Below are 19,019 nucleotides of genomic sequence, written 5' to 3'. Positions count from 1 at the left end.
CGCATTTCAGGCCCGGCTTGTCCTTGCCAATTCCGGCCATGCCCGATATCAGGAGCGCGCGTATCGGGGCCGGCATCGCCCGGGTCCCGGCAGGGTTCGCCGCAATAGCTCAGTCGGTAGAGCACGTCATTCGTAATGACGGGGTCGGGGGTTCGAATCCCTCTTGCGGCACCACCTATCAATTTGTCCAGCCTGGACACATAGGTAACAGATCGTACCTAAGACATGGGTGACAACCTCGTGCCGAGCCAGGATCATTCGCGTCTTCAGCCTTGGCTCCGAAAACGCGAATGGCCGGGACGAGCCCGGCCATGACGCAAGTTCAAGCAATCTGAGTGGATGATCGAGCTTACTGCGAGACCGTCTGCACCACGCTTCCGATCGGGCGCGTTGTCGTACCCGCGGTCGGCACTTTCAACTCCTTCAGCAGCGCCTCGTCATATTCCGGCAGGGTCTGGAAGCTCGTCTTGGCCTTCATCTGCACGACCTTGTAGCCGCCGGCCTTGAGCCGCGCGAGTAGCGCCGGCAGGGCCTCGCCGGTGTGCTTTTGGAAGTCGTGCATCAGGATGATGCCCTTGCCAAGCTTGTCGAGCCTGGTCATCACGGTCTCGACGATCTTCTCGGGCGTCGCGCCCTTCCTGAAGTCGAAGGAGTCGATGTCGGTCGAGAACATCGCGACGTTGCGGGTGCCGAAATAGGTCACCATCGCCGAATTGTGCTGGAGCTGCGGGAAGCGGAAGAACGGCGCCGGGTTGGTGCCGAGCGCGAACCGCACCGCGCTAAAGCCCTTCTCGACCTCGTCCTTGACCTGTTGCTCGGTCATCTTCTTGCTGTTCAAATTGACATGCGACCAGGTGTGCGTGCCGACCGTGTGGCCCTGGGCCAGCACCTGGCGCAGGATCTCCGGATGATAGGTCGCGTGCTTGCCGACCGAGAAGAACAGGCCCTTGGTGCATTCATCCGCGAGCGCCTTCAGCACTGCGGGCGTGTTGACCGGCCACGGACCGTCGTCGAAGGTCAGCACGACCTCCTTGTCGGTCAAGAAGTCGAACTGCTTGAAATGCTCAAAGCCGAAACCGGGGCCGCCGGTCGTGTCGATCTCGACGACGCGGGACACACCCAACGCGTTCGGATTGGCGCAGGCCTGTTTCGGCTGCATCGGCATGGCCGGGGCGGGCGCAGGTGCCGGAGCGGCTGCGGCCGGTTTGGCCGCGATCGCCGCGGTGGTCTCGATGTCGTCCTTGGCGGCGAGCTTCGCCTGTGCCGGCAATGGGTCGGCGGCACGGGCGGCAACTGTCTTGGGAGCGCCCTGATCGGCGCGCGCGGAATAATAAAACCAACCGCCGGCGGCGATCACGACCGCGGCAACTACACTGGCCAGCATCAGGCCCAACGCATTACGCATCGCTACTCTTTCCAATTACGCAACCAAACCGGCGGAATTTCCCGCGCGACGAGCCATTAATGCGAAGTAAGAGTTAACGTGACACCAACACGACAGCGGTTGTGGAGGAAATTCAGCGAGGTGCGCCAAAGTGACCGGGATCACAGAGGTAGGGCAGCTCGTGACCGCCATCACATTGGAAACTGATTTGTTGGAGCATCGTAGTTCCCATCACAACGGGCGCCGTTGAGATGGCGCCAATGGGAGCTTCAAATGACCAAGTCGTTTACTGCCAAATCCCTGAGTAGCAAGATCCGCGACACCAGCCTGGCGCTGGGCTTTGCCGCCATCGCCTCGCTCGCTTCGACGAGCGCGAGCTTCGCCTTCACGGCCGAAGCGCAGCAGATGTGTACGGGCGATGCCTTCCGCCTCTGCTCGGCGGAGATCCCCAACATCCCGAAGATCACGGCGTGCATGATCAAGCATCGCTCGGACTTGAGCGCCGGCTGCCGCGCGGTGATGGACAAGGACCTCGCCAAGGGCGCCTCGCGCAAGGTCGCTGACGCCCAGGACAAGCAGTAAGCAACGCGCAACCGAGATCGTTGCGTCGGCAGCTCCCCTCGCGATGTGCCTCAAGCCGAGGCCGTGCGGCATTCGTCCGTTCGGCAACAAAGCCGTTGCAGCCTCGGAACCGTCGCACTAGCTTCGCCCGCAGATTCTTTTGCGTTACGAGGCATTACGCGATGGCTAGATTTCCTCTCATCATCCCTTTGCTCATGTACGCGTCGGCTGCGTCTGCGCAGCAGCAGCCCGGCCACGATGCTTGCGCGCGCGACGTCACACGCTTCTGCCGCGCCGTCATGAACAATGGCGATGGCGCCGTACTCGCCTGCCTGAAGCAGCACCGCACCCGCCTGAGCAAGGCCTGCGACAAGGTGCTGACGGAGCACGGGCAGTAATTGTCATTCCGGGGCGATGCGAAGCATCGAGCCCGGAATCCATTTCACCGGGCATAATGCGGCTCGTTGGATTCCGGTTTCGCGCTACGCGCGCCCCGGAATGACGAGCGAGGGGTTACGTACTGCTCCCCGCCGCGGTTGCGACCACCGGCAGCACCTCGTCCTTCGCGCGGTCCGGCGTCTCGTCCTTCCAGCGCACCGAACCGAATGGGCGCTCCAGCATGCGGCGGATCCGCACCGGCTCGGGGCCGATGTGGAAATCGATCGCCTGCTGATGCAGCGCGCGTTCGGACTGGGTCGAGCGGTTGCGCTGGCGTAAATAGTCGAACCAGGTCGGGCAGTGATAGCGCTCGGTCCACAATTCAGGATCGGCGATGTCGCGGGCGATCGACCAGCCATAGGCGCCGTTGCGCTGCCGGGAGAGCTGCACGTCCTGCATCACGTTGTGGAACGCGCGCGCGTTCTCCTGGGCGACGCGGTACTCGATCTCGACCACCAGGGGCCCGCTGCGTCCGGTCAGTGACAACTTCACCTCGGGATCGGCCAGCACGTCCGCATCCTCGTTACGGGCGCCGACGCGCGGCATCGTAAGCCAGATCCCGAGCAGCGGCGAGATCAGCATCAGGCCGGCTGCGACCAGCAGCGCGACCTCGACGCCGGCATAGTCGGTAAGATGGCCCCAGCCCCAGGCGCCGATCGCGATGCCGCCGGAAATCGAGGCCTGGAACGCCGCCAGCGAACGGCCCGCGACCCAGCGCGGCGCCGACAGCTGCACGCCGATGTTGAACAGCGCGATCGCAGCCATCCAGACCGCGCCGGCCAAGACCAGCGCGGTTGCCGTCAGCACCGGCTCCGTGCTCAGGGCAAGCGTAGCCATCGCGAACGCCATCGAGATGGTGCAGGCGCGGATCGCGGCCTCGCCGCTCATGCGCTTGCGCAGTTCGTGGATGTTCAGCGCGCCGATCACCGCCCCCATGCCGAAGGCGCCCAGCATGATGCCATAGGTCTGCGCGCCGCCATGGAGGAGATCACGCGCGACCAGCGGCATCAGCGCCATCACGGCGCCGCCGATCAGGCCCATCACCAGCGTGCGCAACAGCACGATCTTGATCGGCGGCGAATTGGTGATGTAGCGCACGCCCGAGACCATGGCGCGGTTGAGCTTTTCCCGGGGCAGGCGCGAGGGCTCGGTGCTGCGGCGCCAGAGCAGCAGCACCACCAGCAGCGGCAGATAGAGGATCGCATTGCAGGCGAACGCGGCCACCGCGCCGAGCGCAGCGACGATGACGCCGCCGACCGCGGGACCGAAGCTGCGCGCGATGTTGTAGCTGATGCCGTTCAGTGCGACGGCCGAGGGCAGTGCATCGGGCGGCACCTGCTCGCTGACCGAGGATTGCCAGGCCGGACCGAACAGCGCGTTGCCGCTGCCGACGACGAAGCAGAAGGCGAGCAGCGTTTCCGGGGTGATGAGCTTGAGCCCGGCCAGGATCGTCAGCGCCGTTGCGCCGATCAGCGCGATCGACAGCGAAACCACGCTGACGATGCGGCGGTCATACATGTCGGCGATGGCGCCGGCCGGCATCGAGATCAGCATGATCGGCAGCATCAGGGCGGTCTGGACCAGTGCCACCTTGTCGGCCGAGGCCGCCATCTGCGTCATCGCCCAGGCCGCGCCCACGCCCTGGATCAGGAGGCCGAGATTGGAGAGCAGGCTGGCGAGCCAGATGCGCCGGAACACGGTGTACCGCAGGGGCGCGGTAATGCCCTCGGCGGCCATTTTCTGACGGTTCGTCTGCTCGGTCATATCCCCTTCCAAACGGTCTGGCAGAAATGGTCCCGGGCGATTCCGGCAAATTCAGTGATGCCTGCGAAAGTCCTTCGCTGTCCAGTGGTTAGGCCGCTATAAGCAGTGCAAAGAGGCGGGTTGCCGGGGAGGAACAAATGAAGCTGTCGCGACGGACGATCCTGCAGGGCGTTGGCAGCTTGCCTTTCGCGGTTGCGAGCTTGCGGGCGGGCGCACTGGCGCAGACCGCACCTGCGGCCACGCCGAGCACGGAGGTGCCGCCGATCCTGTTCGTCCACGGCAATGGCGATTACGACGCGCTCTGGATGACCACCTTGTGGCGGATGGAGTGCAACGGCATCGCCCGGGATCGCATGATGGCGATCAATTTCACCGATCCCCTGGCGCGCAGCGACGACAAGGTCGAGCAGGCGGGCCGCTCCTCGACCGAGGACCAGCGCCGCGAGCTCGCCGCTGCTATTGCCGAGCTGAAGCGCCGCACCAGTGCGCCTCGTGTGGCGCTGGTCGGCAGCTCACGCGGCGGTTATGCCATCCGCAACGTCATCAGAAGCGGCGGCGCCGACGATGTCAGCCACGCCGTGCTGTGCGGCACGCCCAATCACGGCGTGTTCGCGACCGACGAACAGCCCAACAACGAATTCAACGGCCGCGGCGCGTTCCTGCGCGGCCTGAACGAGGGCGAGAGCGAGGTGACGCCGGGCGTCGCCTTCCTCACGCTGCGCAGCGACGGCATGGACAAATATGCGCAACCCGATGGCCGCTTCATCGGCAAGCCCGGCACGTCGACCAATGTCACCGCCGAGGGGCCGGAGCTGAAGGGCGCCACCAATCTCGTGCTCGGCGCGCTCGACCATCGCGAGGTGGCGTTTCATCCACGCGCGTTCCGGGAGATCTACAAGTTCATCGCCGGGCATGAGCCCATGCGCATTGCGATCGTGCAGGAGACCAGCGTGAAGCTGAGTGGCCTGGTCACGGGCGCGCCTGGCGGCGTGTCGACCAACCGTCCGGTCGCGGGCGCAACCGTCGATGTCTTCCGTGTCGACCCTGATACCGGTGAACGCAAGGGTGGTGCGCTGCACAGCGCAAAGACCGGCTCCGACGGCCGCTGGGGGCCGGCGCAGGTCGATCCTGCCTGGTCGCTCGAATTCGTCCTGACGTCGCCGGATGCGCCGACGACGCACATCTACCGCTCGCCCTTCCCGCGCTCGTCCGACGTCGTGCACCTCCGGCCCGCGCGCCCGCTCGGGCCGGCGGACAAGGACGCCGGTTCTGTCGTGATCATGTCGCGGCCGCGCGGCTATTTCGGACTGCCGCGGGACGTGGTGCTGTTCGACGGCAAGGAGCCGGCCGACGTCAAGCCGGGCGTGCCCACAGATGCGACAGCAGCCCTGCGGCTTCCGGCCAGTGAGGTCGGGCGTAACATCGTGGCCCAATTCGGCGAAGAACGGATCGTGGCACGCGCCTGGCCGGCCGCCGAGAACAGGATTGCGATTGCCGAAATGACTTACTAGCTGTCTAGGTGCGTCAGATCTGCGGGAGGGAGCCATGAATATCGCCAGTGTGCGTCGGCCCATCGTTCCTCCGGCTCCCCCGCGTGCACCCGACGACATGTCCTTCCTTGGTAAGCTCGCGGTGATCCGGCAGAACATGATCGCGACCTGGGGGCAGCGCGCCTATGAGGAAGACGTCATCCCGGGCCGCTTTTTTTTCCGCAACAGCTTTATCCTGAACCAGCCGGACGCGATCCGGCACGTCCTGGTCAGCAATTACGAGAACTACACGCGCACGCCGGCGGGCATCCGCATGCTGCGCCCCGTGCTCGGCGATGGCCTCCTGATCGCGGAAGGTCATTCCTGGACGTTTCAGCGCCGCACCCTTGCGCCGGCCTTCACGCCGCGCGCCACCGCAAATCTCGTCCCGCACATGACGGCTGTGCTCGACGAGACCATCACAAAGCTTGACGCGCGAACAGGCGAGCCCATCGACCTGCGCGAGGTCATGCAGCGCATGACGCTCGAGATCGCCGGACGCACGATGTTCTCGTTCGGCATGGACCGGCATGGCGCGACCCTGCGCAATTTCATCATGGAATACGCCGCCCGGTTGGGGCGGCCTTATTTCCTCGACATGGTGCTACCAGTGTCCTGGCCGAGCCCGATGGATTTTGCCCGCGCCCGTTTCCGCAAGCGCTGGACCGAATTCGTCGCCATGCTGATCGCCGAGCGGCGGGCGGCCGGAAAGAAGGACGGCGCGCCGCCGCGCGACCTGTTCGATCTCATGGACGAGGCGCGTGATCCCGAGACCGGCAAGGGTTTTTCCGACGAACAGCTCGTCGATGAGGTCGCGACCATGATCCTGGCGGGTCACGAGACCACGGCGACGGCGCTGTTCTGGGCGCTTTACCTGCTTGCGCTCGATCCCGATACGCAGGAGGAAGTCGCCACGGAGACCCGCGGCGAGCATCTCGACAGCATCGCCGATATCGATCGCCAGAAATTCACCCGCGCCGTGATCGAGGAGACCATGCGACTCTATCCGCCCGCCTTCCTGGTTGCGCGAGCCGCGCGCGAGAAGGACAATGCGGCGGGTATCGAGATCGGCAAGGGCGACATCATCATGATTGCGCCCTGGCTGCTGCACCGGCACGAGAAGCTGTGGGATCAGCCGAACGCGTTCGTTCCAAAGCGCTTCATGTCGAAAGAGCCGCCCGACCGCTTTGCCTATTTGCCTTTCGGTGCAGGGCCGCGCGTCTGCATCGGCGCGCCGTTCGCGCAGGCCGAATCCGTGCTGGCACTGGCCAAGCTGATCGGATCATTCCGTGTCGAGCTTGCCGAGCCGACGAATCCCGTGATCCCGCTCGGTGTCGTCACTACCCAGCCGGACCACTCACCCATGTTCCGCATCACGCGTCGGTGACAGGCGCTCGTCTGGCCGATGGCGTGATCCACCCTAGATAGAGCCCCGCCATGAGCGACATCCAGGCCCAGTTCTCCGTTCTGAAGCAGACCGCCGACGCGAAGGTGGTCGATGCGATCGCGCGTCTCATCGAGGATGGCGAGGATCACGAGCTCAACCGCGTCAACGTCGTCGATTTTTCTAGGCAGCACGGCCTCGACGAGGAGCGCGTGATTTCAGCGTTCCTGCATGCCGCCCGGCTCGGGCTGTTCGATCTCGGCTGGAACGTGCTGTGCCCGGGATGTGGCGGCGTGCTGGGCGCGCACTCGACGCTGAAGGCGCTCAAGCCGGACGATTATCACTGTGCGCTCTGCGCCTGCGGCTACAAGGCCTCCGTCGACGACCAGGTCGAGGTCTCCTTCACCGTGAACCCGCGCGTCCGGCGCATTGCGGCGCACGACCCTGATACGCTTCCGGTCTGGGAATATTTCAAGCAGGTATTCTGGAGCTCGGGCGTCGACTTCAACAAGGAATCCTTTGCGACCCTCGCGAACGAGGTGACGCTCGACACGATGGAGCTGCCGGCGGGCGAGAAAGCGACCATGTCGCTGCAACTGCCGAACGACTTCGTCATCATCTTCGAGCCGGTGACGCACGCCGCGCATTTCATCGACATCCAGGGCGAGCCGACCAAGGACCGCCAGCAGCTCGCCATCATGTACAACAAGGTGCAGGCTCCGACGGGAACGACGACGATGCGGCCGGGCCCGCTGCGTCTGTCGCTGGAGAACCAGGCCGGCGTGCGCGTGCTGCCGTCGGTGTTCATCGCAGCCGAGGCGCTCCACCACCTCATCGGCAAGCGCAAGCCGTTCCTCACCGCCAAGCGGATGCTGTCGAACCAGACCTTTCGCGACGTGTTCAAGGCGGACAATCTCAGTCTCGATCAGCGGCTTCAGATCACTTCGCTGACCTTCCTGTTCACCGATCTCAAGGGCTCGACCGCACTCTACGAGCGCGTCGGCGATCTCGCCGCGTTCGACCTCGTGCGCGCGCATTTTCACGCGCTGCTCGAGATCATCTCCTCGGAAAGGGGTGCCGTGGTGAAGACCATCGGCGATGCCGTGATGGCGACCTTCGTCCGCCCCGAGCACGCCATCGTCGCCGGCCTGCGGATGCGTGCGGCCATGGACGAGCTCAACAAGAAGCGCGGCACCGCCGATCTCATCGTCAAGATCGGCATCCATGAAGGTCCTTGCCTTGCGGTCATGCTCAACGAGCGGCAGGATTATTTCGGCCAGACCGTCAACATCGCGGCCCGCGTGCAGAGCCTGTCGACCGCGCAGGAGATCCACATCACCGGGCCGGTCGCGGATGCGCCGGCGGTGGCCGAACTCCTCCAGCAGCGCGAGATCAAGCCGATCCAGAAACAGGCCGCGCTTCGTGGTATCGCCGACAAGATGGTGGTGTACGAGATACCGTGAGGGGCTTCCGCTGTCGTCCCCGCGAACCGTGGGGACCCATAACCACAGGCTGTGGTTTGGCGACGACTTGGGCAACGACCATCCAGCCAATTTCAGAAATCACGCGGTATGGGTCCCGGCGTTCGCCGGGACGACAGCGAAGGGCTTGGCTTGCTGCTTGCGCCTGAATGACAGCGAGCAGATTGCCGAAACGTAATGCGCGCGCGGAACTGACGCCGTTGCGCCGGTAGGGTTTCCCGCTCATATAATGCCCGTAGCTGCCGCACCCGCGGCGTCATCGATCTCGGTAGGACCTCATGCTCGACGGCTTGCGTCAGTTCATCGCCGACATTGTCGGTCCCCAAGTCCAGGACCGCGCATTCGGCGACAGCGATTATCGGCTGGCCGCGACCGCGCTGCTGGTCCACGTGGTCTCGCTGGACGGCCAGCCGAGCGCGGCCGAGCAGCGCAAGCTGCACGGCCTGATCGAAAGCCATTTCGGCCTCGATCGCGGCACCGCGGATCGTCTGATCGCCGATGCGACGGAGGTCGAGGGCGAGGCGGTGGACCTCTATCACTTCACCAGCGTCATCATGCGCTCGCTCGACGAAGAGGGCCGCAAGCGCATCGTGCAGATGATGTGGGAGCTGGTCTATGCCGACGGTCAGGTCAGCGAGTTCGAGGACAATGTGGTCTGGCGCGCGTCCGACCTGCTGGGGATTTCCCAGCGCGACCGGATCGAGCTGAAGCACGCGGTTGCAGAGCGTGTCGGTGGCCAGGTCAAGGCTAGCGCCGTCGGCGGCTGACGGTTCTGGACGCGGCGAATCGCGGCTGCGCGGATACATGAAGAAACTTTAATCTATTCGCTGCCTGCGCCGAATTCGCCTGTAAATCAACGGTCTTTCCGCACTGCCTGTCGTTCTGCTCAAGCGGCCATGCTGCCAGTGCCGCTTGCCTGTTGCGCTCGGCCTATGCTCTCGTTCCGCCGTTGCGGGGCCAAAATACTTGAATTCAAGAGACGTCGATCGTGGCTGAGCGGGTGACGCTGATTACTGGTGCCTCGGCGGGCATCGGCATGGAGCTGGCGCGTGTGTTTGCCGCCAATGGACATCGCCTCGCATTGACCGCGAGACGAGCGGATCGGCTCGAAGCGCTCGCGAATGAGCTCGCCGCCGAGGGCGGCAAGAAGCCGATCGTGATCGCCTGCGATCTCGAGGACGCGGATGCCGGCGAGACGATCGCGGCCGCACTTGCCGCCGAAGGCGCCGAGCTCGATCATCTCGTCAACAATGCCGGCTTCGGTGTGTTCGGCGATGCCGTCGAGCACGATCGCGCGGAGCAGCTCGGCATCGTCGACGTCAACGTCCGGGCCCTGACGGATCTGTCGCTGCGCTTTGCCGATCAGCTCATCAGGAACAAGGGCGGTCTTCTCAATGTCGGCTCGGTCGCCGGCTTCCTGCCTGGCCCCGGCATGGCCGTGTATTACGCGTCCAAGGCCTATGTGATTTCCTTCACCGAAGCATTGCGGGCGGAGCTTGCACCGCGCGGCGTCCGCGTCACCGTGCTTTGCCCGGGTCCGGTCCCCACCGAATTCCAGGCCCGCGCCGGCGTTGGATCGCAACATGATACGGCCGTTCTCAGCGTCTCTGCCGCCGAAGTTGCACGGGAGGCGTATCGTGGCCTGATGACCAACAAACGGGCAGTGCTGCCGGGTCTCGGCATCAAGATTGTGCCGTTCGCGCTGCGTTTCTTCCCGCGCGGCTTCATCCTGGCAGCTACCAGCCGGTTCCAGAGGCAGAGGCGCTGAAGAACGCCCCGCGCATCCGTAGTGGCCCGGAGCTTGCTTCAAGATCGGCGCGTGTGTGCGCAAACTCACACGATGTTAACCATCGCTTAGCTATGCTGGCGGTCTGAACCGATAGCACTCGCAGAGGCCATGTCGTTCCGGACGGACAGGTTTGGTGGCGCAGAGGTGGTGCCCTTCCCACGGAGGGCGCCGAGCGCCGCCGCCTCTGAAGCCCGGCTGCCGGTTCTGATCGTCCTGCATCAGGAATGCTCGACACCGGGCCGCGTCGGCAATGCGCTGCGCGCGCTCGGCCATCGCCTCGACATCCGCCGTCCCCGCTTCGGCGATCCCCTGCCCGAGACGCTCGACCGGCATGCCGGCGCCGTGATCTTCGGCGGCCCGATGAGCGCCAACGATCCCGACGATTACATCCGCCGCGAGATCGGCTGGATCGACATTCCGCTCCGTGAGCAGCGGCCGTTCCTCGGCATTTGCTTAGGTGCGCAGATGCTGGCGATGCAGCTCGGGGCCCGCGTCGCGCCGCATGCGCAGGCGCTGACCCAGATCGGCTATTACCCGATCAGGCCGACCGCCGCAGGCCATGCGCTCTGCCCGCATTGGCCGGCGCAGGTGTATCACTGGCATCGCGAGGGATTTGAGCTGCCGGTCGGCGCCGAGTTGCTCGCAGAAGGCGACGATTTTCCGGTGCAGGCGTTCCGGGCCGGCAATGCTTTCGGCGTGCAGTTTCACCCCGATGTGACCTACGCGATGATGCATCGCTGGACCACGCGCGGCTATGACGGCTTCAGCGCGCCCGGTGCACGGCAGCGGCACCATCACTTCGCGGATCGTGCCGTCTACGATGTCGCCGAGCGCGCCTGGCTCGATCATTTCATCGATGGCTGGCTGGCGGGCCGGCCGGTGCTGGCGCAAGCGGCCGAGTGATCGCGCCTTCGCGCGAGGTCCTTGGCGCAGATCCTTAGCGCAGATCCTTGGCGCAGATCCTTGGCGCAAGTCCTCCCCCCATCCCTGGATATGCTAGGCTCGTCGCCAACGAGCACGTGCGAAATCGCGCCGGCAAACCAGGGAGAGCGTCATGGCCTATGAACACATTCGCTACGAGGTGAGCGACAAGATCGCGACCATCACGCTCAATCGTCCCGATCGCATGAATGCCTGGACGCCGATCATGGAGCGCGACGTGCGCCATGCGATGGAGGCGTCAAACGCCGATGGCAATGTCCGTGTCATCGTGCTCACCGGCGCGGGCCGCGCCTTCTGCGCCGGCGCCGACATGGATGCACTGAAGGGCCTCGACCCCGATGACGTCAGGCGCGCATCGAACCTGCCGCCGTTCGACATGAATCGCCGGCCGGATTGGCAGACGCGCTACGGCTATTACCCGTCGATCAAGAAGCCGATCATTGCCATGCTGAATGGCGCCACGGCCGGCATCGGCCTCGTGCACGCGCTCTATTGCGACCTGCGCTTTGCTGCCGACAACACCGTGTTCACGACGGCCTTCGCGCGGCGCGGTCTGATCGCCGAGCATGGCATCAGCTGGATGCTGCCGCGTATCGTCGGCCATGCCAATGCGCTGGATCTGTTGCTCTCGGCGAGGCGCGTGTCGAGCGAGGAGGCGCTGCGGATCGGCCTGGTCAACCGGCTCTCTCTGCCGGAGAAGCTGCACGAGGAGACTTATGCTTATGCGCGCGATCTCGCCGATTTCGTCTCGCCGAGCGCGATGGCCGTGATCAAGCGGCAGCTCTACGAGGTGCCGTTCCAGACGCTGGCCGAGGCGACCATCGAGGCCAACCGCGAGATGATGGTGGCGCTGAACGGGAGTGATTTCAGAGAGGGTGTGGCGAGCTTCATGGAGAAACGGCCGCCGAAGTTTACGGGGAGGTAGGGGGAGTATTCCTCAATCAGTCCGGCTTCGCCCTTTGGGCTTCGCCGGACACCACGCTTCACCCTTCGGGCTCCGACGTGGCTGCGCCACGCGTAGCCCGAAGGGCGAAGCGTGGTGGAGCCAGGCGGGATCGAACCGCCGACCTCGTCATTGCGAACGACGCGCTCTCCCAGCTGAGCTATGGCCCCTTTGCTGGCCGCTCTGGTGAACGCGGCCGACAACCGGGCGCCATTTAAGTCCCCGCCAAGGTCAAGTCAAGGACGGGCGTAACCCGGTTTTAGCCATCCCGGCGCCGACTTCCCTTGTTTGGGTCGGGGGGAACCGATATCTAGCAACGGGGGCCAATCCCACCCGCGCCAGAATTTTCAAAAGCCAGAGTCTTCAAAAGCCATGCGTGCCGTTCTCGACATCGTCATCATCGTGCTCGACCTCTACGTCTGGCTGCTGATCGCCTCCGCGATCCTGTCCTGGCTGATCGCCTTCAACGTCGTGAACACCCGCAACCAGTTCGTGTCGGCGGTGGCGGAGTTCCTGTACCGGATCACCGAGCCGCTGCTGGCGCCGATTCGCAATTTCCTGCCCAGTCTCGGCGGTCTCGACATCTCGCCGATCATCCTGATCCTGATCATCATGTTCATCGAGCGGGTGATCCTGTACTACATCTACCCGAACGTGATCTGAGCAGGCTGGAGCGCCTTGGTTGCGAACGAAGCTTCAAGGGAACCCTGGCGTTACTCGACCGCAGGAATCAGCATCGCGCTGCGGGTGACGCCGCGCGGCGGTCGCGACGACATCGACGGGATCGAGCAACTCTCGGATGGCCGCAGTGTGCTCAAGGTGCGGGTGCGCGCCATTGCCGATGGCGGCGAGGCCAACAAGGCCGTTTTGGTGCTGCTGGCGAAATCGCTTGGCGTTCCCAAGAGCAGTGTAAAGCTGCTATCCGGAGCCACGTCCCGGCTGAAGCAGATCGCGGTCGACGGTGATCCGGCTCGGCTTGGCGAAACCCTGCGCCAGCTCACATCGGCCAAATCGACGGACTGAGAGAACGGACATGACCGCTGAGATCATCGATGGAAAAGTCATTGCCGCGGACCTCCGGGCCCGCGTCGCCGACGAGGTCGCCCGCGTCAAACGCGAGCACAATCTGGTGCCGGGCCTCGCGGTCGTCCTGGTCGGCAACGACCCCGCCAGCGAGGTCTATGTCCGTTCCAAGCATACCCAGACCCAAGCGGCCGGCATGGCCTCGTTCGAGCACAAGCTGCCGACCGACGTCTCGCAGCAAGATCTGCTGACGCTGGTCGCAAAGCTCAACCGTGATCCTGCCGTGCACGGCATTCTGGTGCAGCTGCCGCTGCCGAAGGGGCTGAACACCGAAGCCGTCATCAACGCCATCGACCCGGCCAAGGACGTCGACGGATTGCATCCGAACAATGCCGGCCGGCTCGCCGGCGGCTTCGAGGCGCTGTCGCCCTGCACGCCGCTCGGCTGCATCATCCTGACCAAGAGCGTGCACGCCTCGCTCGAAGGCATGAACGCCATCGTCATCGGCCGCTCCAATCTGGTCGGCCGTCCGCTGGTGCAGTTGCTGCTGAACGAGAACGCCACGGTGACCATCGCGCATTCGCGTTCGCGCGACCTGCCCGGCCTCGTGAGGAAGGCCGACCTCGTCTATGCCGCGGTGGGTCGACCAGAGATGGTGCGCGGCGACTGGCTGAAGCCGGGTGCGACCGTGATCGATGTCGGCATCAACCGCATCCCGAAGGAGGACGGCAAGACCCGCCTCGTCGGCGACGTCGCCTATCAGGAAGCACTCGCCGTTGCCGGTGCCATCACGCCGGTGCCCGGCGGTGTCGGCCAGATGACGGTGGCGTGCCTGCTGGTGAATACGCTGCGCGCGGCGTGCGCGATTGCCGGCCTGCCGAAGCCGGCGGTGTAGCTGAACTCTCGTGTCCCGGACGCGGCGCGGCATGAAATGACGCGACGCTGAGCCGGGACCCACGGCGCCACCGTACTGGGCCCCGGCTCAGCAGCGCATCGTTTCACGCTGCGCTGCGTCCGGGGCACGGAAACTCAACCCTTCTTCTTCTTCTCGCGCTCGATGCCTTCGAGGATCAGCTTGTGCGCTTCCTCCGGGCCGCCCCAGCGCAAAATCTTCACCCACTTGCCCTTTTCGAGATCCTTGTAGTGCTCGAAGAAGTGCTGGATCTGCTGCAGCGTGATGTCCGGCAGGTCGGAATAGCTCTTCACCTTGTCGTAGCGCTGCGTCAGCTTGGACGATGGCACCGCCAGGATCTTCTCGTCGCCGCCGGCTTCGTCTTCCATGAACAGCACGCCGACCGGGCGCACGCTCATGACGGCGCCGGGGATGATGGCGCGGGTGTTGATGATCAGGACGTCGCAGGGATCGCCGTCATCCGACAGCGTGTGCGGGATGAAGCCGTAGTTACCGGGGTAACGCATCGGCGTGTAGAGGAAGCGGTCGACCACCAGCGTGCCGGCCTCCTTGTCCATCTCGTACTTGATCGGTTCGCCGCCCACGGGGACTTCGATGATGACGTTGACATCGTGGGGGACGTTTTTTCCGATCGAGACCGCATCGATACGCATTCAAGACTCCGTTGTTGCCGAGGTGAAATCGCGCCCGGCAGCGATTTTGGCGCTGTCATACGCGGGCTCGGCCCGTTGATCCATCGCGTTTTTGTGAAATAATGAATCCGGCGATCACCGGCTCGAAAGCCAACGGTATCGACGGACGGGAAACGCTGCCGGGAAGGGTTTCAGCAGCTCAATTGGTCCAAGCGAAGGCAACCTTATCGAGCGATTTCGGCCCGAACCGCTCCGACGAGCGTGCGACCATGCGCCCGCCCAACGCCCGGTAGAACTCGGTCGCCGGGTCGTTGTCCGAGAGCGCCCACACCACCATGCTCTTCAGCCCGCTCTGCATGAGGTCGCGGCGGGCGGCAGCGAACAGGCGGCGGCCGAAGCCGAGCCCCTGAAACTCGGGGCGCAGGTACAGCTCGTAGATCTCGCCGTCGAAATGCAGGCTGCGGGCACGGTTGCGGCCGTAATTGGCATAGCCCGCGATCTTGTCACCAAACACGAGCACGCTGACGCGGCTGCCCTTGCGGATCGCGCTGTCCCACCACTGCGGACCGCGGCGGTTGATCAGCTTCTCCAGCTCGGCGCCGGGAATGATGCCCTGATAGGCCGAGCGCCAGGCTTCGTCATGGGTCGACGCCACCGCAGTTGCATCTGCAGCTTTGGCCGGCCGGACCTCGATCAGGGTTGTGCTCATGGACGCGATCAAATCAAGTCGCCGCGCCGGCGGCAAGACCTATCGTTAATTATCGGTTAACCTGTGGACTTTCTGCATCAGTATTTCGACCATGTTGTACCGAAAGAGGACAAGCCGCCATTTCAAACGACAACCGCAGGGCCAGGCGTCGGTGCAAAACTACGTCGCGGTAACGGGGGAACGGCAGTGGCACCGCAGAAAGTCGGCCGCAAATGATTCGTTCCTACTAATCTGGCTGTCGCTGTTCGCGTTCGCTCTCGGCAATTCATGCGGCTCCTCAACACCATCGCGCTCCTGCCTCTGCTGGCTTTCCTGACTGCGTCCCCTCTGTGCGCTCAGGTCACGCTCGGCCCATCAGGAGAGGAGGGCGAACCGTTTCGTCGGCAAGAGTGGTTTGTGCCCTCGCCGGATACCGACCTTGCTGCGCATGCCCTCCTGTTTCGCCCGCCCGGCCCAGGTCCGTTCCGGCTCGCGGTGATCGTGCACGCCTCGACGCAGAACGCGTTGCGTCGTGCGCAAATGCCGCAGCCGGAATACCGCCCGCTTGCCGCCTATCTCGTCGCGCGCGGTTTTGCCGTGCTGGTGCCGGAGCGGCCCGGCCATGGTGCGACCGGCGGCCGCTATGTCGAGGATCAGGGCGGCTGTGACGAGGCCGACTACGCACGCTCGGGCCGGGCCACGGCCGACGCAATTGCGCTGGCGCTAGCCTATCTGCAAAAACAGGATTTCATCCGCAGGGATGCCGCGATCGTGATCGGCCATTCCGCCGGCGGATGGGGTGCGCTGGCGCTCGCCAATACCGATCCGAAGGTGATCTCCGCGATCACAGTGTTTGCACCGGGGCGCGGCGGCCATGCCCATGATGAGCCGAATCGAATCTGTGCGCCGCATACGCTGCTTGCCGCCGCAGCGGAGTTTGGCAAGGCGGCGCGCATTCCCGTCACGTGGCTCGTTGCCGTCAATGACAGCTATTTCGCGCCCACATTTTCGCAGAAACTCGCTGATGCATTTCGTGGCAGCGGCGGCAAGGCCGACTTTCGCTCGCTGCCGGCTGTCGGCAGCGAAGGCCACTGGATGATCGAAACCGAAGCCGGGGTCAAAGCCGCAAGCGGCGAGCTCGCGCGCGCACTGAACCCGCCCAGGCCTGTGGCGACCAAGAAGCCATGACGCTGTATTACCTGGTCAAATTTATCCATGTGCTCGGCGCCATCGTCATCCTCGGCACCGGGACCGGCATTGCCTTCTTCATGCTGATGGCGCATCGCATGCAGGATCCGGAGTTCATCGCGCGTACCGCCTCGGTGGTGGTGATTGCGGATGCGATCTTCACGCTGTCGGCCGTGGTTCTCCAGCCGGTCAGCGGCGGCCTGCTGATGATGCTGTCGGCGACGTCGATCACCGAACGCTGGCTGCTCGCTTCGCTCGCGCTCTACGTCCTTGCCGGCTTGTTCTGGGTCCCCGTCGTCTTCATGCAGATCGAGATGCGCGATCTCGCACGCAAGGCCGCCGCGCAGCGCAGTGAGCTCCCACGGCGCTATTTCGTCCTGTTCCGCCGCTGGTTTGCATTCGGCTTCCCCGGCTTCGGGGCGACCATGCTGATCCTCTGGCTGATGATCGCAAAACCGTTCTGAGAGAAACAATGAGTGGGCGAACCATTTTGGTGCTCGGCGCCTCCGGCCTGATCGGCCGCTTCGTCACCGACGATCTGCGCGCGCGGGGCTTTCGCGTCGTCGGCGTAGCGCGGAGCCTGTCGCCGGCGCAGAGGATGAGCGCGCTGGACATCGAACTGCCGATTCTCATCCTCGATGCGGCCGCGCTGACGCGCCTCCTCAGCGGGCATTCCGTCGATATCGTCGTGAACTGCCTCGGCGTGCTCCAGGATGGCCCCGGCAGCAACACGAGCGCGGTGCATCGCGATTTCGTCGCGCGGCTGCTTCAGGCGATCGGCGGCAGCGGGCGCGCAATCCGGCTGGTGCATATCTCGATCCCCGGCACCCCTGAGGCGGATCGCACCGCCTTCGCCACGACCAAGCGCGAGGCCGAGCGCCTGATCGGGGCTAGCGGCATTCCCCATGCCATTCTGCGGCCCGGCTTCGTGATTGCGCCGGCAGCCTATGGCGGCAGCGCCATGCTCCGCGCGCTAGCTGCCTTTCCGGTCGATTTGCCGGCCAAGGACATGGCAACGCCATTCCAGCCCGTCGCGATCGAGGATATTTCGGCGACCATCGGCTGGCTTGCCGCACGCGACGTCGACGATGCCTCCCTGAAGGCGGTGAGCTGGGACCTGATGCAGGCCGAACCGGTCACCATGGCCGGCGTCGTCAAGCAGTTTCGCCATGCGTTCGGCACGGCCGGCTGGCCGCGCATCGCGATGCCGGCCGTCATGCTCGATCTCAGCGCACGCCTCGGCGATCTCGCCAATTATCTCGGCTGGATGCCGCCGATGCGCCGGACGGCCATCACCGAGCTGCGCCGTGGCGTGCGAGGTGATCCCTCGGCGTGGTTGGCTGCGACAGGCATCGCGCCGAAGACACTGGCTGATATCGTCGGGCGCCATCCCGCCACCATCCAGGACAAATGGTTCGCGCGCCTGTTTCTGGTCAAGGCGCTGATCTTCGCGAGCCTGGCCGCATTCTGGATCGTCTCGGGCTTCATCGCCTTGTTCGTATCCTACCGCGCCGCCGCCGGCATCTTGAGCGCGCACAACTTCCCACCCGCGCTGGTCGACCCCATCACCATCGGCACCAGCCTGATGGACATGAGCATCGGCGTGCTGATCGCCTTCCGCCGCACCGCGGCGGTCGGGCTCGTTGCGGGCATCACCGCCTCGCTGGGCTATATGGTGGGGGCGGCGATCCTGACGCCCGACCTGTGGATCGAACCGCTCGGCGCGCTGGTGAAGACCGGTCCGGCGATCGTGCTGATGCTGGTCGCGCTGCTCATGTTGGACAACCGCTGATGCCAAAATGGCCTGACGACGACGTGATCCTGTTCGACGGCGTCTGCGTCTTCTGCTCGCGCTGGGTCCGCTTCGTCGCCAGGCGCGACACGGCGAAGCGGTTTCGTTTCACGCCGATCCAGTCGGTCTATGGGACGCGTTTGGCGCGAACGTTCGGCATCGATCCGGATGATCCCGACACCAACGCGGTCGTCCACGGCGGCGAGGCGTTCATGAAGTCGGATGCAGCCCTGACGGTGCTGTCGCAGCTCCCCGGCTGGGGCTGGGTGCGCGCATTGTTCGTCGTGCCTAAGCCGGTGCGCGACCCGATCTACAACCTCATCGCGCGCAATCGCTATCGCATCTTCGGGAAGTATGACGCCTGCTTCGTGCCCGATGCGGATTTACGGGCGAGGGTGATCGAGTGATTCGACAGCGATGCGACAAACTCAGTGTCGTCCCGGCGGAAGCCGGGACCCATAACCACAGGGTAGCGTTTGGCGAAGACTGGAAGTGAAGGGTCGATCCGCGGTACGAGCACCACGCATTACTGAAAGATCACGCGGTATGGGTCCCGGCGTTTCGCCGG

At 64.6% G+C, this 19,019-nt stretch carries 20 protein-coding genes and 2 tRNA genes; 17 read left to right on the top strand and 5 right to left on the bottom strand.

Annotated elements, in window-relative coordinates; genetic code table 11:
- Nucleotides 1-98: 98 nt before the first annotated feature.
- Nucleotides 99-174, top strand: a tRNA-Thr gene (locus tag CVM73_RS17420).
- Nucleotides 175-349: 175 nt separating this feature from the next.
- Here the strand turns inward: CVM73_RS17420 and CVM73_RS17415 are convergent.
- Nucleotides 350-1,405, bottom strand: coding sequence for a polysaccharide deacetylase family protein (locus tag CVM73_RS17415; protein ID WP_100233182.1), 1,056 nt, complete (start codon nt 1,403-1,405; stop codon nt 350-352).
- A 252-nt stretch (nt 1,406-1,657) separates the two neighbouring features.
- On the opposite strand from CVM73_RS17415, the gene CVM73_RS17410 reads away from it, so the two are divergent.
- Together CVM73_RS17410 and CVM73_RS17405 are read left to right on the top strand one after the other, a co-directional pair.
- Nucleotides 1,658-1,966 (top strand): hypothetical protein, encoded by a 309-nt coding sequence (locus CVM73_RS17410; RefSeq protein WP_100233181.1) that lies wholly within the window; start codon nt 1,658-1,660, stop codon nt 1,964-1,966.
- A 161-nt stretch (nt 1,967-2,127) separates the two neighbouring features.
- Nucleotides 2,128-2,343 carry a cysteine rich repeat-containing protein gene (locus CVM73_RS17405; protein ID WP_100233180.1) on the top strand — a complete coding sequence of 72 codons (216 nt, stop codon included), beginning with the start codon at nt 2,128-2,130 and terminating at the stop codon, nt 2,341-2,343.
- A gap of 115 nt (nt 2,344-2,458) precedes the next feature.
- On the opposite strand, the gene CVM73_RS17400 is transcribed toward CVM73_RS17405, so the two are convergent.
- Entirely contained in the window at nt 2,459-4,147 is a 1,689-nt protein-coding gene (locus CVM73_RS17400) for an MFS transporter (RefSeq protein WP_100233179.1), read from the bottom strand.
- Nucleotides 4,148-4,284: 137 nt separating this feature from the next.
- Here CVM73_RS17400 and CVM73_RS17395 point away from each other — a divergent pair, with 137 nt between their 5' ends.
- The 7 genes from CVM73_RS17395 to CVM73_RS17365 all read left to right on the top strand — a co-directional run bounded on the left by CVM73_RS17395 (nt 4,285) and on the right by CVM73_RS17365 (nt 12,197).
- Complete coding sequence (locus CVM73_RS17395) at nt 4,285-5,658, top strand: hydrolase (RefSeq protein ID WP_100233178.1); 1,374 nt, start codon at nt 4,285-4,287, stop codon at nt 5,656-5,658.
- 34 nt (nt 5,659-5,692) lie between these two features.
- Nucleotides 5,693-7,063, top strand: a complete 1,371-nt coding sequence (locus tag CVM73_RS17390) for a cytochrome P450 (protein WP_100233177.1) — start codon at nt 5,693-5,695, stop codon at nt 7,061-7,063.
- Nucleotides 7,064-7,113: 50 nt separating this feature from the next.
- Nucleotides 7,114-8,523 carry an adenylate/guanylate cyclase domain-containing protein gene (locus CVM73_RS17385; protein WP_100233176.1) on the top strand — a complete coding sequence of 470 codons (1,410 nt, stop codon included), beginning with the start codon at nt 7,114-7,116 and terminating at the stop codon, nt 8,521-8,523.
- 296 nt (nt 8,524-8,819) lie between these two features.
- Nucleotides 8,820-9,308 carry a tellurite resistance TerB family protein gene (locus CVM73_RS17380; protein WP_100233175.1) on the top strand — a complete coding sequence of 163 codons (489 nt, stop codon included), beginning with the start codon at nt 8,820-8,822 and terminating at the stop codon, nt 9,306-9,308.
- Between the two features lie 221 nt (nt 9,309-9,529).
- Complete coding sequence (locus CVM73_RS17375; RefSeq protein ID WP_100233174.1) at nt 9,530-10,309, top strand: SDR family NAD(P)-dependent oxidoreductase; 780 nt, start codon at nt 9,530-9,532, stop codon at nt 10,307-10,309.
- 129 nt (nt 10,310-10,438) lie between these two features.
- On the top strand, nt 10,439-11,233 hold the full coding sequence (locus CVM73_RS17370) for a glutamine amidotransferase (RefSeq protein ID WP_100233173.1): 795 nt from the start codon (nt 10,439-10,441) through the stop codon (nt 11,231-11,233).
- Nucleotides 11,234-11,384: 151 nt separating this feature from the next.
- On the top strand, nt 11,385-12,197 hold the full coding sequence (locus CVM73_RS17365) for an enoyl-CoA hydratase (protein ID WP_100233172.1): 813 nt from the start codon (nt 11,385-11,387) through the stop codon (nt 12,195-12,197).
- 112 nt (nt 12,198-12,309) lie between these two features.
- Here CVM73_RS17365 and CVM73_RS17360 read toward each other — a convergent pair.
- A tRNA-Ala gene (locus CVM73_RS17360) sits at nt 12,310-12,385 on the bottom strand.
- 202 nt (nt 12,386-12,587) lie between these two features.
- Here CVM73_RS17360 and CVM73_RS17355 point away from each other — a divergent pair.
- From CVM73_RS17355 to folD, 3 genes are read left to right on the top strand one after another with little or no spacing between them, the layout of a single operon-like run.
- Complete coding sequence (locus CVM73_RS17355) at nt 12,588-12,878, top strand: YggT family protein (protein ID WP_018645113.1); 291 nt, start codon at nt 12,588-12,590, stop codon at nt 12,876-12,878.
- Between the two features lie 15 nt (nt 12,879-12,893).
- On the top strand, nt 12,894-13,238 hold the full coding sequence (locus CVM73_RS17350) for a DUF167 domain-containing protein (RefSeq protein ID WP_100233171.1): 345 nt from the start codon (nt 12,894-12,896) through the stop codon (nt 13,236-13,238).
- 10 nt (nt 13,239-13,248) lie between these two features.
- Nucleotides 13,249-14,133, top strand: coding sequence for a bifunctional methylenetetrahydrofolate dehydrogenase/methenyltetrahydrofolate cyclohydrolase FolD (gene folD, locus CVM73_RS17345; RefSeq protein WP_100233170.1), 885 nt, complete (start codon nt 13,249-13,251; stop codon nt 14,131-14,133).
- A 134-nt stretch (nt 14,134-14,267) separates the two neighbouring features.
- Here folD and ppa read toward each other — a convergent pair whose 3' ends face one another.
- The gene (gene ppa / locus CVM73_RS17340; protein WP_027573074.1) at nt 14,268-14,804 is read right to left on the bottom strand and encodes an inorganic diphosphatase; all 537 of its coding nucleotides are present in this window, start codon (nt 14,802-14,804) and stop codon (nt 14,268-14,270) included.
- A 178-nt stretch (nt 14,805-14,982) separates the two neighbouring features.
- Nucleotides 14,983-15,492, bottom strand: coding sequence for a GNAT family N-acetyltransferase (locus tag CVM73_RS17335; RefSeq protein WP_008136728.1), 510 nt, complete (start codon nt 15,490-15,492; stop codon nt 14,983-14,985).
- Nucleotides 15,493-15,759: 267 nt separating this feature from the next.
- Between CVM73_RS17335 and CVM73_RS17330 the strand changes: the two genes are divergently transcribed.
- Genes CVM73_RS17330 through CVM73_RS17315 form a run of 4 tightly spaced genes read left to right on the top strand, consistent with a single transcriptional unit; the run spans nt 15,760 to nt 18,858 of the window.
- Entirely contained in the window at nt 15,760-16,659 is a 900-nt protein-coding gene (locus CVM73_RS17330; protein ID WP_100233169.1) for an alpha/beta hydrolase family protein, read from the top strand.
- Entirely contained in the window at nt 16,656-17,123 is a 468-nt protein-coding gene (locus tag CVM73_RS17325) for a DUF2269 family protein (RefSeq protein WP_100233168.1), read from the top strand. The genes CVM73_RS17330 and CVM73_RS17325 overlap by 4 nt, the downstream gene beginning before the upstream one ends.
- Nucleotides 17,124-17,131: 8 nt before the next feature.
- Complete coding sequence (locus tag CVM73_RS17320; RefSeq protein ID WP_100233167.1) at nt 17,132-18,451, top strand: SDR family oxidoreductase; 1,320 nt, start codon at nt 17,132-17,134, stop codon at nt 18,449-18,451.
- A complete protein-coding gene (locus CVM73_RS17315) occupies nt 18,451-18,858 on the top strand; it encodes a thiol-disulfide oxidoreductase DCC family protein (RefSeq protein WP_100233166.1) in 408 nt (135 codons plus the stop codon). The genes CVM73_RS17320 and CVM73_RS17315 overlap by 1 nt, the downstream gene beginning before the upstream one ends.
- Nucleotides 18,859-19,019 lie beyond the last annotated feature (161 nt).

This window comes from Bradyrhizobium forestalis, assembly GCF_002795245.1.
GTDB lineage: Bacteria > Pseudomonadota > Alphaproteobacteria > Rhizobiales > Xanthobacteraceae > Bradyrhizobium > Bradyrhizobium forestalis.
This window is presented reverse-complemented; position numbering and strand designations above follow the sequence as displayed.

Bases quoted from the DNA above. Each gene is read 5' to 3' on its own strand.
- ppa (WP_027573074.1), bottom strand. From the start codon at position 14,804: ATGCGTATCGATGCGGTCTCGATCGGAAAAAACGTCCCCCACGATGTC.
- CVM73_RS17400 (WP_100233179.1), bottom strand. From the start codon at position 4,147: ATGACCGAGCAGACGAACCGTCAGAAAATGGCCGCCGAGGGCATTACC.
- CVM73_RS17405 (WP_100233180.1), top strand. From the start codon at position 2,128: ATGGCTAGATTTCCTCTCATCATCCCTTTGCTCATGTACGCGTCGGCT.
- CVM73_RS17395 (WP_100233178.1), top strand. From the start codon at position 4,285: ATGAAGCTGTCGCGACGGACGATCCTGCAGGGCGTTGGCAGCTTGCCT.
- CVM73_RS17380 (WP_100233175.1), top strand. From the start codon at position 8,820: ATGCTCGACGGCTTGCGTCAGTTCATCGCCGACATTGTCGGTCCCCAA.
- CVM73_RS17370 (WP_100233173.1), top strand. From the start codon at position 10,439: ATGTCGTTCCGGACGGACAGGTTTGGTGGCGCAGAGGTGGTGCCCTTC.
- CVM73_RS17410 (WP_100233181.1), top strand. From the start codon at position 1,658: ATGACCAAGTCGTTTACTGCCAAATCCCTGAGTAGCAAGATCCGCGAC.
- CVM73_RS17385 (WP_100233176.1), top strand. From the start codon at position 7,114: ATGAGCGACATCCAGGCCCAGTTCTCCGTTCTGAAGCAGACCGCCGAC.
- CVM73_RS17415 (WP_100233182.1), bottom strand. From the start codon at position 1,405: ATGCGTAATGCGTTGGGCCTGATGCTGGCCAGTGTAGTTGCCGCGGTC.
- folD (WP_100233170.1), top strand. From the start codon at position 13,249: ATGACCGCTGAGATCATCGATGGAAAAGTCATTGCCGCGGACCTCCGG.
- CVM73_RS17335 (WP_008136728.1), bottom strand. From the start codon at position 15,492: ATGAGCACAACCCTGATCGAGGTCCGGCCGGCCAAAGCTGCAGATGCA.
- CVM73_RS17390 (WP_100233177.1), top strand. From the start codon at position 5,693: ATGAATATCGCCAGTGTGCGTCGGCCCATCGTTCCTCCGGCTCCCCCG.
- CVM73_RS17330 (WP_100233169.1), top strand. From the start codon at position 15,760: ATGCGGCTCCTCAACACCATCGCGCTCCTGCCTCTGCTGGCTTTCCTG.
- CVM73_RS17325 (WP_100233168.1), top strand. From the start codon at position 16,656: ATGACGCTGTATTACCTGGTCAAATTTATCCATGTGCTCGGCGCCATC.
- CVM73_RS17365 (WP_100233172.1), top strand. From the start codon at position 11,385: ATGGCCTATGAACACATTCGCTACGAGGTGAGCGACAAGATCGCGACC.
- CVM73_RS17320 (WP_100233167.1), top strand. From the start codon at position 17,132: ATGAGTGGGCGAACCATTTTGGTGCTCGGCGCCTCCGGCCTGATCGGC.
- CVM73_RS17315 (WP_100233166.1), top strand. From the start codon at position 18,451: ATGCCAAAATGGCCTGACGACGACGTGATCCTGTTCGACGGCGTCTGC.
- CVM73_RS17355 (WP_018645113.1), top strand. From the start codon at position 12,588: ATGCGTGCCGTTCTCGACATCGTCATCATCGTGCTCGACCTCTACGTC.